The 13,004-nt window shown below is 48.7% G+C and carries 10 protein-coding genes and 2 pseudogenes; 2 read left to right on the top strand and 10 right to left on the bottom strand.

What is annotated here, in order from left to right:
- Both Q0537_RS00455 and Q0537_RS00450 read left to right on the top strand, forming a co-directional pair.
- Positions 1-530: pseudogene (locus Q0537_RS00455) on the top strand (radical SAM protein); the annotation flags it as partial.
- 411 nt (positions 531-941) lie between these two features.
- The gene (locus Q0537_RS00450) at positions 942-1,193 is read left to right on the top strand and encodes a hypothetical protein (RefSeq protein WP_299224110.1); all 252 of its coding nucleotides are present in this window, start codon (positions 942-944) and stop codon (positions 1,191-1,193) included.
- A gap of 283 nt (positions 1,194-1,476) precedes the next feature.
- Here Q0537_RS00450 and Q0537_RS00445 read toward each other — a convergent pair whose 3' ends face one another.
- The 10 genes and pseudogenes from Q0537_RS00445 to Q0537_RS00400 form a co-directional block, all read right to left on the bottom strand.
- Positions 1,477-3,048 (bottom strand): subtype B tannase, encoded by a 1,572-nt coding sequence (locus Q0537_RS00445; RefSeq protein WP_299224107.1) that lies wholly within the window; start codon positions 3,046-3,048, stop codon positions 1,477-1,479.
- Between the two features lie 232 nt (positions 3,049-3,280).
- On the bottom strand, positions 3,281-3,775 hold the full coding sequence (locus Q0537_RS00440) for a TlpA disulfide reductase family protein (protein WP_299224104.1): 495 nt from the start codon (positions 3,773-3,775) through the stop codon (positions 3,281-3,283).
- The gene (locus tag Q0537_RS00435) at positions 3,772-4,125 is read right to left on the bottom strand and encodes a hypothetical protein (RefSeq protein ID WP_299224101.1); all 354 of its coding nucleotides are present in this window, start codon (positions 4,123-4,125) and stop codon (positions 3,772-3,774) included. Before Q0537_RS00435 ends, Q0537_RS00440 begins: the two co-directional genes overlap by 4 nt.
- Positions 4,126-4,371: 246 nt before the next feature.
- A pseudogene (locus tag Q0537_RS00430) lies at positions 4,372-5,010 on the bottom strand (ABC transporter ATP-binding protein); the annotation flags it as partial.
- Between the two features lies 1 nt (position 5,011).
- A complete protein-coding gene (locus Q0537_RS00425) occupies positions 5,012-6,145 on the bottom strand; it encodes an FtsX-like permease family protein (RefSeq protein WP_298042050.1) in 1,134 nt (377 codons plus the stop codon).
- Complete coding sequence (locus tag Q0537_RS00420; RefSeq protein ID WP_299224097.1) at positions 6,132-7,376, bottom strand: ABC transporter permease; 1,245 nt, start codon at positions 7,374-7,376, stop codon at positions 6,132-6,134. Before Q0537_RS00420 ends, Q0537_RS00425 begins: the two co-directional genes overlap by 14 nt.
- On the bottom strand, positions 7,376-8,794 hold the full coding sequence (locus Q0537_RS00415; protein WP_299224094.1) for a Fe-S-containing protein: 1,419 nt from the start codon (positions 8,792-8,794) through the stop codon (positions 7,376-7,378). Before Q0537_RS00415 ends, Q0537_RS00420 begins: the two co-directional genes overlap by 1 nt.
- A 416-nt stretch (positions 8,795-9,210) precedes the next feature.
- Positions 9,211-9,732: an iron transporter gene (locus Q0537_RS00410; protein ID WP_005869331.1), complete on the bottom strand. Its 522-nt coding sequence runs from the start codon at positions 9,730-9,732 to the stop codon at positions 9,211-9,213.
- Positions 9,733-9,747: 15 nt separating this feature from the next.
- Positions 9,748-11,679 carry an FTR1 family protein gene (locus tag Q0537_RS00405; protein ID WP_299224091.1) on the bottom strand — a complete coding sequence of 644 codons (1,932 nt, stop codon included), beginning with the start codon at positions 11,677-11,679 and terminating at the stop codon, positions 9,748-9,750.
- A gap of 219 nt (positions 11,680-11,898) precedes the next feature.
- The gene (locus Q0537_RS00400) at positions 11,899-13,002 is read right to left on the bottom strand and encodes a c-type cytochrome (protein ID WP_299224088.1); all 1,104 of its coding nucleotides are present in this window, start codon (positions 13,000-13,002) and stop codon (positions 11,899-11,901) included.
- Positions 13,003-13,004 lie beyond the last annotated feature (2 nt).

Below are 13,004 nucleotides of genomic sequence, written 5' to 3'. Positions count from 1 at the left end.
TCTGTAAATTTTCGCTAGATAGCGTGCTTGCAAAAAGCTTTCGCAAGGTGGACGGCCCGCACGCAGGCATTGGCGCCGAGGATATCGTAAGCGCGATTGCAGATTTTGCGCGCGAGTTTCGCGGCGAGCTTGATATCGAAATCCTAGTCGTGCGCGGCATCAACGATACGCAAGAGGACTTTGTGGCGCTGAATGCGGCTTTAGCTCGCATCAACCCGCATCGCGTCGATCTCGGCACGATCGATCGCCCGCCCGCATATCGCGTGCAGGGTGTGAGCGAGGCACAGCTGCGCTACCTAGCCACTTTCATCGAAAATCAAAACGTAAATATCATCGCTGCGCCCAAATACGCAAGCGAGCGGCTGAGCTTTAGCGAGGATGAAATTTTGCGCACTCTTTCGCGCCGTCCGCAGCGCACGAGCGACGTGGAGGCGATGTTTGACGAAGCGAGCGCGCAGCTTTTAAAGCGCCTTGTGGATGCAGGCAAGGTCGTTTTCAGAGACGGTTTTTACGAGATCGCAAAAGGCTAGGGCGTTAAAATTTTAAAAGCTTTTTCGCGGCGCAGCGCGGCAAAAAGCGGCTTGCATTTTGGCGTCATCGCAGGCGGTGCCCGCCGTACGCAAGCTAGAGAGGCGGCGCAAAGACAGCGCGTTTAAATTTAATGCCGAAGTTGCGTTGCCATAGATAGAGCGCTTGCCGCACGCGAGCTAAAGGCAGCGCAATGCTAGCTAGCGTTAAATTTAGCGCCGAGTTGCGCCGCTGCCGCAAAGATACCGGCGCACCAGGTTTGGGAAGCGATCCTGCTGCGCGGGGTGCTGATCTTTAAATAGGCCAAGCTGCGCTCAAAAGCGTCGCTAAATTATGAAATTTATACACACGGCGCAAAGATACAGACCCTAAACGGCGCTTTTTAGTACCGATGGATTATTGAAGCAGGCCTAATGGATGGCAAAAGCGGGTTTAGACCTGCGGGAGATCGCGAATGCACGCCTTTAAATTTAGCCTGCTTGCCGTGCTTGTTTGGGTTTTTTTGCGCTTTAATCGTCCGCACGCCGAATGTGCGCCCATTATGCGATACTGCGCGCTCAAATACCTGCGATCGGAAATGCATAAACACCGTGAAATTTTATCTCATACTTCGGTCTTTAAATTTAAAATTTAGCCCGCAGAATTTGATTGCGCCGAAATTTTAGCGCAGATCGCGCTAAAAGCCTCGCGCCATAAATCATCGCGGCCGATAAAATTTAATTCGAGCCGTTTTGCCTCGATAAAATTCTATGAATTTTTTTGAATGCTAGCCACAAAATTTCAAGCCGTTGTATTTCTTGCGGAGGCGCTAAAATTTTGACGCGATAGAATTTTGCAGTGGAATTTTACGCCGTTTGGCGTATTCGCTAGAGAGTGTTTGGGCGATAAAATTTTAGGCAGAGCTGCGGGCAAAATTCTAAATCCAAAGTAAAATTTTGCCCGTCAAACCTACTGCGCGACCACTTTGTCGATCCAGTCAAAAAGCTCATCCAGATCGTAATCGCCGGCGTGTCCTTGTCCCCAAGGCACCGCAAAATCGACGTTCTTGCCCGCATTTTGCAAGCTAAGCGCCAAAATCGCAGGGATTGCAAGCGCCGTATCGCGATCGCTCGCGCCGTGTCGGATGCGGTAATGCTTCGCGCCGTTTTCGTTGCGCACGAAGCTCATCGCATCCATCATCTCCACGAGCTGTGCACTTGCGATTAGCACCCCTTTGGCGGGGTCATTCATCGCGCTAAAATCCGTAAAATGCGCCGCGTTAAATTTGGCGCCGCCGAACAGCTCGTTTTCGGGATTTTCAAGCGCGAAGCCGTCGAATGCGGGCGGGGTCTTGGCGCGCGGCTCGGAGGTCGCGTAGCCCCAAAAGAGTATATGCGATTGCGATGCGTCATCCTTGATCTTTGCATCGAGGTATAGGGGTGCCTTCGCACGCGGATTTTTCGCCGCAAAATTAGCAAACGATGCCGATATGAGCCCGTTTATGTAACCTTTGAAGCTGCCGTCGCCATTTTTATCCAGGCTTAGCGCGCGGCCGCCTCCGTCCTTTAAGCTTAGCGAGTTCAGATAGGTCGGGAATTGCGCCTTTAGCTCGTCTGAAATTTTAATCTGCGCTGCGCTTAGTTTGCCGCTTAGCACCTTGCGCGCGGGCTTTGCAGCGATTTGATTTGCGCCTTTTTTGGAATTTTTTTCAGCGCCGCTAGAATTTTCGCCGCGCTCGTTAAATCCCACCGCATCAAGGCCGCTAAAATCCATCTTTTCATATTCGCTCTGCGCGCCGAACATCCACTCATACGCCGCGTCCGCGTGCTTAAGATTTGCGATCGGGCAGTATGCGGACGCCGCGTAAATTTTATCGCTAGCCTTCGCAGCGCCCAGCTCTTGTAGATACGGTTCGTACGCAGCCTCGTCTCCGCTCGTGCCCAAAAGTGCCGAGAGCGCTCCGCCCGCGCTCGTGCCGTTTGAGATTATCTTGTTTGCGTCCCCAGGCATTGCCGCGTCGTTAAATTTCAGATACCGCACGGCCGCCTTTAGATCGACGATCGCTGCGGGCGCCTTGCCGATATAATCGCCATTTGCGCCTTTTAGCGTGCGTCCGCGCGCTGCGGGAGCGGCTACGACGTAACCGCGCGAAAGCGCCGTAGCGATCGCGTTTGGCTTGCCGCTTTCGTCTATTTTGACCTCGCCCGCTTCGCCCGGCATGTAGCCGCCCACGCCGTTTGGCAAAAATATCGGCGCGCTTGCGGCGTCAAATTTGCCGCTCTTGCCGTCATCAAAATACTGCTGCGGGATGAAGATATTCATGCTCTGATAGTGCGCGCTTACTGGTTTTGCGACGTAGATTATGTTTTTGTAGGTGCGAAATTTTATCTTTTTGCCGCCTACGATCACGCTTTCTTGCGTAAAATTTGCGACGTTAAATTTCAGATCTATTTGCGCGCTCTGCGCCGCAACCTCCGCGTTTAGGCTTAGCGCACCGCAAAGCATCGCAGCAGCGCCTAAAGCAAGGGATTTCTTACTCATTGAAGTATCCTTTATATTTTGATATTGCCGCTTTTTAGCCATTCAAGCAGCTTAGTGACAAAGCTAATTTTAGCAAAACTCGGCGAATACTTAAATCCGCTGCGCGCCTAAATTTTGAAATTTAAACGCAAAGGCATCTGCAAGTTGAAAGGAATTTTAAACTCGAAGTGTTAATTTTAGTGGGCATTTGCGATCCGCCGCCGTAAAAGCTAGCTGCATCAAATTCTGCTCGTTAATTCATAAGCTTGAGCTGCGTTTCGAAGGCGGATTTGGGGTAGAGGCCGATGAGCTTTTTAACCGCTTTGCCGTTTTTATCGTAGATCACCGACGTAGGGGTGCCGAAAATGCCGCCTACGATGGTTTCAAAGTATTTCACCGAGCTCGCGCCGCTGACGCTTGGGAATTTTATCCCCTTTTCGCGAGCGACCGCGGCATCGGCTTCCAGGCCTTTGCCGTCGCCTAAAACGCCGATAACTAGCGCGTCGCCGCTAGCTTGTAGCTCATTTAGCACGGGTACTTGGGCTTTGCACGCACCGCAGCTGCTAGTGTAGAAAAACAGCACGAACGGCTTGTCGTTGCCCTCGATCTTTAGCGTGCGCTCGGAGGGGTCGAACTTGGAGGCGAGTGAGGCGCCGTCGCTGCTTAGATGGTGCTTCCATCCGTCGCAGCCTGCGAGCAGCAGCGCGAACACGGCGGCAGCAACTTTTAAATTTAAAAATTTTATCATCTAAAACCCGCCTTCGGGCGCGCTAAATCAGCCTTTAAATTTGCGTTTGAAATTTTAAAATTTACGGCGCGATCTGGACGGAAATTTATATCGCGATCCGCGCCTAGGCGTATGTTGCGATCCGCGTCGAAATCTGTGCCCGTAGCGTTTCGGTTTTTAAAATTTAGACTTTTAAAATTTTTACCCACTCCGCTCGGTTTTGCGACGGCGCTTGATATTTCGAGGCAAAGGGCTTCGGCGGGACGTGCGCAGCAAAGAGCCGCACCTGCTCGCGCGAGCTTTGTGTGAACCCAAAAAGAGCGCGAGCAGGCGGTGAAATTTTTAAATTTTAACGTAGCTTTATTTTTCATCATGCGAGCTAAATTTTACGCACCGTCATTTTGCGCGCCCGAATTTTTACCACCTTGATTTTCGCCGCTTAAATTTTCAGCGCTCCGATCTTCGCCACCTAAATTTTGCGAGGCGGGATTTTGTTCGCTCGCAGCTTCGGCGCTAGAACTTTGTGAAACGCTTTTGTTTGGATCGCGATCTGAAATTTTATCCTGCGAGCCGAGATTATGCTTCATCGTGCTTTGATCCAAAAGCTCTATTCGATCGAGCTTGCCGTGTCTTAGGCGCACCACTTTGTCGGCAAATTTACCGAGCTCTTCGTTGTGCGTAACCAAAAGCAGCGTCTTGCCCTCGCTGCGAAGCGTCTGAAAGAGCTGCAAAACCACGCGCTCGTTGGCCTCGTCGAGGTTGCCTGTAGGTTCATCCGCGATGATAATGTCGGGATCATTGATGAGTGCACGCGCGATGCATACACGCTGCTGCTCGCCGCCGCTAAGTTCGCTAGGGCGGTGCGTGATGCGGTGCCCGAGCCCTACTTTCTCAAGCGCTGCTTTGGCGCTGTCCTCGTCCACGCAGCTGTGGTAGTATTGATTTAGCATGACGTTTTCGACGGCCGTTAGATAGGGGATTAAGTGAAACTGCTGAAACACGAGGCCGATCTTTTTGCGGCGAAATTCTAAAATTTGCTCGTCGTTTAGCGCGCTCGCGTCGGCTCCGCCTAGGATATATCTGCCCGCGGTGGGGGTGTCCATCAGGCTTAAGATATTTACGAGCGTGCTCTTGCCGCTGCCGCTTGGACCCATTATGCTGACCCACTCGCCGCTTAAAACGTCGAAGCTGATATTATCGAGTGCCTTGACCTCGCCGAAGTATTTGCAGATGCCTTCAAATTTTAAAATTTCCATGTCATTCCCTTAATAGATTCGCTAAATTCGGATTCAGCGCCTTTTTGATCGGATAGTAACTTGCCGCGAGCGCAAAAATCAGGCTCAGCGCGACCGCCGCAAAGAGGCTGATTAGCCTAAAATCCACGCTACTTGAAAATATCAGATGCCCTAGCAAGATCGCGAGCAGGTATCCCACGAATACTCCAGCTAGCGAGCCTGCGACGCAGACGGTTAAAATTTCGCTCAGGATTAGGTGGAGCAAATTTTGTTTGCTCGCGCCGATTGCGCGGATGAGCGCGAACTCTTTGATCCGCGAAAGCAGGATCGAGCTAAGGCTCGTGTTGATGCAGACCGAGGTGATTAGAAGGATCGTAATGCCGATAAGAAGCATCAAAAGCTTGATTTTATTTAAGATGATGCCCTGAGTCTTGGATACCTTGCCGATTGGCGCGAAGCTCATCTGCGCGTCGCTCAGGCTTTTTGAAATTTCGCTTAGCTGCTTAAAATCGCCGCTTACGATCGCTTCGGCGTAATTTACCTGCGCAGGCTGGTTTAAAATTTTTTGCGCCAGCGGCAGCGAGATTAGCAGCATGCCATCCTCTTTCTGCCCGTCATAGACGATGCCTTTTATCTTTACCTTACTCGTTTCGTTTGAGCCGATCGGCGTGATCTCGATACTGTCGCCGAGCTTCGCGCCCAAAAGCTTAGCAAGATCCTGCCCGATGAGAGCGTTTTTATCGTCGAAATCCACGCCGATAAACGAACCCTCTTTGAGATCCAAAAACGGCATCGTATCGCGCAGAGAGGAGAAATTTACCCCCATGATGATGCCTGAATTGACGCCTAAATTTGCGCTGCCGAAAAGGTATTTATTTGCGCTTTTTAGAGCTGGAATTTTAGCAAATTTCGCATCGAGCGCTGCTTCGTCCATATGGGAATTTTCTAAATTTGCGGGGCTTACGATTAAATTTGCGCCGTAGCTGTTTAACTCGCTGGCGACCTTTCTATCGATGTCGGCGTAGATATTTACGAACGCCGCACAAACTGCGCTGCCTAGCATTATCGCGACAAAAATCACGAAGCTGCGAATGCCGCTGTTGATGATACTTTTAAAGATCGCGCTTCTGAAAAACGCGCCGTTATTTCCTGCCATAAAGCACCTCCGCAGGCAGTAGCTTGATCACTCCGCGTAGCGGCAAGATCGAGCCGATAATGCAAATAAGAAGTCCAAAGACTATGCTAAGCGGAAAAACCATCAGCGAGACGCCGATAAAGGAGCCGAAAATTTGATACGCGATCGCCCAGCTAAGCGCGTAGCCCGCAACCGCGCCCACGAGTGAGCTTGCTATGCAGATGACAAAAATTTCGGCGGCGAACTGGATATAGATCATAAAGTTGCTCGCTCCCAGCGCCTTAAGCAAGCCGATCTCCTTTTTACGTTTGTAAATTTCGCTGCTTAATAGGCTCGTGATGCAGATGCTTGAAATCAGCAGAGATAGAATACTTACGACACCCATTAAATTTTGAATTTTTTTCGTGATGCCGCTTTGAGCTTCGCTGACGCTAAGCACCGCCTTGGCGCTTGCGTTTGGATACTCCTCGGTGATCTGATACGCGATGGAGCTTACGTATGCCGAGCAATACCAAGTATCGTATTCTGTGGCGTCTAGATTATCGAGACTCCTTCTTGCCTTTACGGACAGATCGTCTTCCGGGATCGTCATGGCGCTAACTTCTGCCTTGGCGATGAGACCCTCTTTGTGCGTTAGCTTTTGTACCAGAGATAAATTTGCGATCAGCTTTTTGGCTTCATCCTCCGCGCCGTGCAAAATCCCAACGACTTTAACCTCATAATCTCCAAGCTTAACCGTATCGCCGATCTTTAGCCCCAGCGCGTCGCCTGCGAGCACTTCATTCTCGGCGTCATCTTTTACCCACTGCCCCTCTACACTCCAAAACGGATAGAGCGAGCGCACGCCCGATCTGAAATCAGGCTCGTCGCTAACGCCCACGTCCTTTTCAAAGTAGGTCCCCACGACGTCGTAATCTCCCGCGCGGGTAGTTAAAAAGGGTGCAAAGGCGGTGATATTGTTGCGCCAAAAAATTTCTTTGATCTTATGCAGCTCGCTCTCTTTTAAGAAATCGTCGTTTTTAAGCGGCGAGTATTCGCGCCCGCCGATCTCGATGCTTAGGCTTTGCGAGCGCGGTAGCACGACGATATTCGAGCCGTAGCTGCGTAGCTCCTTAGCGACCTCATCGCCGATTTTTAGCGTGATATTTAGCATGCAAGCGATCAGCGAGACCGATAAAAATATGGTCAAAAACGCTAGAATTTTGCTATCCCTGGAGTTTAAAATGGAGGATTTGATGATGCGTAAAAACATTATTTAAGCTCCTTTAGCGTGCCGTTTTCATCTACATAGCGCTCGGGATGCGCGGTAAAGGCGTTTGCATTCGCTTCGCTTTCAAAAAAGTAGGTGCGTCCGTAGTAAAGATAGCTAAATTTAGAGGTGTTTAAAATTTCTTTTCTACTGACCGGATCGATCACCTTTTTATCCACAATCTCCGAGAAATAGGACGCGCCGTCTTCAATCGTCTTAAGCGCGATGACGATATTTTGCCCGTCAAATTTATAATCCAGCGGGATCGGATTGCAGCCGCCCAGCTTGCCGACGCTCGGCAAAAATATCCGTACATTGCAAGCGATACAGATGAGCTCGTCGCCTTTTTTGATATAGCCCATATCGCCGCAGATCGAGCACGCGTCAAAAACCGCGACCGGGGCAAATTTGTCCGTGAAGCGGTTTAGTAGAAAAAACCTGACCTTGTGCCCGTCGTCGGTAACGTAGGCAAAGCGGTGCAGCTTGCCGTCCTTTACGATGTTTGCATCGATTATGAATTCCGCGCCTTGCGGCTCGATGATCTTAGGCTCATCGATCGTAGGCGGTTTTGAAGCGACCAAGATATAATAAAGCCCCAAAAAGCTGATTAAAACCCCAAGCGACAAGATCAGGCTAAAATCTCTAAAAATGGCGAATCTGCCCGCTTTAACCTCTCTAAATTTTATAATGTCCGCTTCGCGAGGCACTCGGCTTGGCGCACGAAATGCCGTAAGCAGCGCAATTAGCGCGGCTATAAGGCAAAGAGCTAGCGTCAGATAGGAGTTATTGTAATGGATGATTTTAGCGATGACGCTTAGAAACTCTGACGAGCCGATCGCGTTTGAAAGCCCTTCAAAGCCCTTTGCAGCTAGTGCTTTGGGCGCGTCTGCCTGGCGCAGATCAAGGCCTAAAAAGCCGATTTTAGCAATAAAGGCAAATGCCCACGCAAGAGCGAATGACGCTAGCTTTGCGCCTCTGCTCGCGCGCACTAGAGCTGAGCGATAAATAAAATAGAATAAAATGAGCGCCAGCGCACCTAAAACCGCCATAAAGAGGTTGGTTAGGCTGAAGCTGTCCAGTAGCTCGCTGGAGAAAATTTTAAAATTCATCCCTATGAAGCGGTATTCAAATCCATACGCGCAGCCAAGAGCAAAAATAACTGCGGCGGTAAGATAGAATCGCTTAAGCCTAAACGCAAACAGTAGCGCGAGCAGCGTTAAAAGTGCGAGCGCATCAAATACGATCTTGCCTGCATCAGCGTTTGCCGAGCGCGCAAATGCGCTAAAGCACAGCGCCCCGAATGCAGCTCCTAAAAGCGCGGGCAAAAACGATGCGCCAATAAAGCGCCTGCCGCCCAGATACGCGCTTAAAAACGCGAGCGGAAATAGAGCCAAGCTAACGTGATAAAAAAATATCGTCATCAAAAATCCTCATCGAGCCTAATGCGCGTAAATCGCCTACAATTGCTAAATTTTAAAATTTTAAAACCTACGCCATTTTGTAAATTTTAAAATTTCAAACCCGCTCGCAAAAAGTCTGCAGCGATAAGAGCCGCCCGCAAAGAGAAATTTCGCCTCGTTATTGCTTTGGTTCTGTCTCGTCCTTGCGCTGCGCTAAATTTAAAATTTTAAAATTCCAAGCTTTTTAAAATTTTGCCGCATTCGCCGCCTAAAATATTCGTAAGCTTAAACGCATTAAAGCAAAAACGATGCGCTTTGGCTGCGGCGTAGTGGCAAATTTAAACGGGCTAAAGTAACCGCCTTAAATTTAAAGCGTGCGGCTAAACCCAATACCGCTAGAGCTCCGCCAAAACGGACTCGGCGGAGCCTGCTACGATTTACTCTTTAGGAGCGCCTGTGTATTGGAAGGTGTATTTAACCGAGAACGGCTCCCACCATTTGCCTACGCCGGTCGCTTTATCTGCGTGGCGACCGAATCCGTTGGCGCTTGGATTTTCGATGTTGTAGGTTAACTCGTAGTTGCCTACGCCGTTTACCATCTTGATATTGGCGCCGTAGTGAGGGCCGTCGCTAGCTACCATCGGCATGAAATTTCCCTTTTGAATCTTGCCGGTATCTAGGTTTTTAAGCACGTAAGCGATCTTTAGGTAAGGGATCCACTCGCCCTCGCCAAATCCGTTTGCGTTGCCTTTGATAGCGTGGATATCCGCCTCAAGGTGGATGTCTGCCTTGCTAGGAGCTAGATCGATGCCTTTAGGCTCCATATCGATAGGCTGAAGATAAACTGCCGCGATCTCCATTCCATTTTGCTCAATCGGCTCGCCGATTGGATGTTCTCCTGCCATTGCTATAACAGAGGCTAGGCTTAGTGCCAACATACCTGAAAAAATCTTTTTCATCTTTTCTCTCCTTTATTAAGAATTGTTCTTTTGCTTGTTTTTTAAGATCAAAATTCCTACGATTAGAAGCACGATCATCACCGCTTGCGGCACGAGGCTCTGCACGTAAGGATAAAATCCGATCCACGTAATCGTTGGAAGCCCATCTATTACGGTAGGCACGAATACCTTGCCCTCGACTAACTCCATCACGCCCTTGCCCACAAATACGACGGACATATAAAATATGATGACCGATGTAGCGATGAAAAACGGCTTGATAGCGATTTTAAGCGAGAATTTTTTGATGACGATATAAACTATGATAAGAGCCGCTATACCCGCGACAAAGCCTGCTGCTACCATGCTAGTAGCTGCCGGACTTTTAGCGTCGAAAAGTAGTGCCAGATAAAATAGCACCGTCTCTGCGCCCTCGCGATAAACCGCTAAAAACACCGTCCACCAAAGCATCTTGCTATCGCCCGAACTTAGGCTGTTTGAAATTTGACCTTGGATATAGGCGCTCCACTTTTTGGAGCTTGCATTTGAAAGAAGCCAAAAGCCCACGTAAAATAGCAGAACTACGGCGATTAGCATCACCGCGCCCTCCATCACTTCGCGCGTTTGTCCTGCATTTTCGCTACCGAAGATATAATTCAGCCCGTAAGCCGTAGCGATACTTAGCACGACCGCGACGCCAAGAGCGCTATAAACGATATTTAAGTGCTTTGAGTTGCCGGATTTTATAAGTAGGGCGATGACTGCGGCTACTATAATGAGCGCCTCGAATCCTTCGCGCAAGATGATGATAAGCGCGTATAAGAATAGATCCCAGTTGCTTGATTTCTTCGTTAACTCTAGGCTTTGAGTGAGCTGATCAAATAGCTTGTTTTGCGCCGCTACGATCTGCTCTTTGGAAGCGCCCGCGCGCATAAGAGCCGAAATTTTATTAAAGCTTGCTTCGGTGTCTAGTTTAAGCTGAGTATTTTTAGCGCCGACGATGTTTTCCATGCCGCTCTCTTCGTATTCATCGAAGTAGATATTGCCGCTCTCGTCGATCGCATCATCAACCTTGCCGCTTTCATAAAGAGCCAAAACCTTAGCCATCTTATCCTTGATGTTTTGCACAATCGGCGTAAAATCCTTGCCCTCATCCTCGCTAGTATCGCTTTGTGCTAACGCAGTCTGCGGCGCTATGGAGTAGCTTTCTTGCGGCAGATCATTTACAGCTTTTAATGCTAGATTATCTAGGGCGTTTATCGCTTCGTCAAATTTTGATTTGTCCGTATCTGCATCCTCGCGCAAGAGATTTCCTATAATTTGCTGGATTGATTGATCGGTCTGAGACGAGACATATTTTCGTACCGCCTCTTCTAAGCGTTCGTTGCGGTAGATATCAAATTTCGCGCGATTTAGCGCAGCTTTTAGCGCAACAGTGTCTTTTTTATCAAACGCAGCTTTAGCGTTATCCAGCTCAGTTTTAAATTCCGTATAGACGCTCATCCACGGCGAAGTTGTACCTGATGCTGCGGAATTTCCGCCTGAGGCTGGCGCAGAAGTGCTGCCATCGCCTCCGTCTTGATACTCGGCTACGAGACGATGACCCGATTCAATCACAGGCAGAACCTCGTCAATCTCGCGATTTAGATTATCGATCATCGCTTGGATCTCATTTAGAGGCTTTTCGGCTTTGATCGCCTTACGGATATCGCCGAATTGCTTCTCCATATCGTAGGATTTTTTCTGTCCCAAATTTATGCGGATGCCGGCTTCTAGATTTTCAAAATGCCCAAAATACGCCTCTTGAGTTATCTTTCTAGCCTCAGAATTATTACCATCGACATAAAGTTTGATCGCTTGAGCAAATTTCTCTTTTATCGTCGCTGCTTCGGCGCGATAATCCGTATCTGCAAAAAGCATAGCAAGCGGAAAAATTAGAGCTAAAACCGCAAATTTAAAAAATTTCATCTGAACCTTCTTGAGTTGAATTCATACATTAAATTTCAAAATCGAGCTGCAATTATATGTAGAAAAATCTTAAAAAGTAATAAAAAAAGCGGTTATCATAAAGCACGAAAGCGGCTAAATTCTCAATTGCAAGAGCTTTTTGATAGATGGAATTTAATAGAATTTAGGATATGGCGGAATTTTAAATGGCAGTCGGATTTTACTCCGACTGCTAAAATTTTAATGAAGTTTCGACCAAATTTTGCTTTTCCAAAGACCTGCAAAAACAGAAAGGATCAAGAAATAGATCATAATATTTATGGTTGTAGCTTCACGCTCAGCTTTTTTGCTGTCGCCTACGTCAGCCAGATACTCCACGACCTTGGCTTCAGCGTTTTCGTTCAAGCCTACGCGCGGCATCGAAGTGCCTGGAAGCTTCTTTTGCGTATCATTGATAAACTCGTGCAGATAGTTGGCGCCTTTAGAACGGATCATCATCGAAAGATCAGGAGGCATCGAGCCCATATACGCAGCCAGGCTAGCCTTGTCGCTGGATGCAAAGAACTTATCATATTTGACGTCGTGGCATCTTAGACAAGCATCCTCAAAAACCGCCTTGCTTAAAAGGAATTTTTTCTGCGCTTCGTCTAGTTCGGTGCCTTGCTTGATGCCGCTAGCAGCAGCCTCAGAGGCGATTAGCTTATTCTCGCTAGGAGCGACCGATTTCAGATAAGCTACGATATCGGCAATCTCTTGATTTAGATCACCGCCCGCACCGAAAAACCCGGGCATCGGAAAAGGCTTTTCGTCGCCAAATTTCTGATCTAGCTTAAGAGCCATGATTGGATCTTTGATGAGTGCAGCTAAGAATTTATCGGTGTATAGATAGCCTGCACTGCTAAGATCCGGAGGATTGACGCCGTATGCGGCACTAGCGCTTGCTGCGTCCATAGGAGCGGGGATATTTGCACTTTTTACTCCATGACATGCGGTGCAGCCTGCATTTGTAAAGGTTTCAGCGCCGCGCACGGCATCGCCTTTGCTAAGATCTATTTTATTTATCTCATCCCAAAAAAGCACCGTTTTGTCTTGTTGCTCTTTCGCGCTGGCTAGGGCTTTTTTAGAATTTTTTATCATCGTCTCATCCCCGCCTTTTTCAGCTGCGGCCAAAGCGCTTTCTGCTGCGGCTACGTTATGCGCGGCTAAAGCCGTATCGCCTGCTGCAAAGTCATAATTTACCGGATCGGTGTGCGGACTGAGCTTAGTATGAGCATAAGGCTCGATAAACCAGTATAAAATTCCCACACAAAAAAGCACCAAGATTAGGGTTCTTATCTCTTTCATGG

The sequence above is a fragment of the uncultured Campylobacter sp. genome, assembly GCF_938017775.1.
Taxonomy (GTDB): domain Bacteria; phylum Campylobacterota; class Campylobacteria; order Campylobacterales; family Campylobacteraceae; genus Campylobacter_B.
Note: the sequence above shows the minus strand (reverse complement) of the source record. Positions and strands in the feature narration are given on the sequence as shown.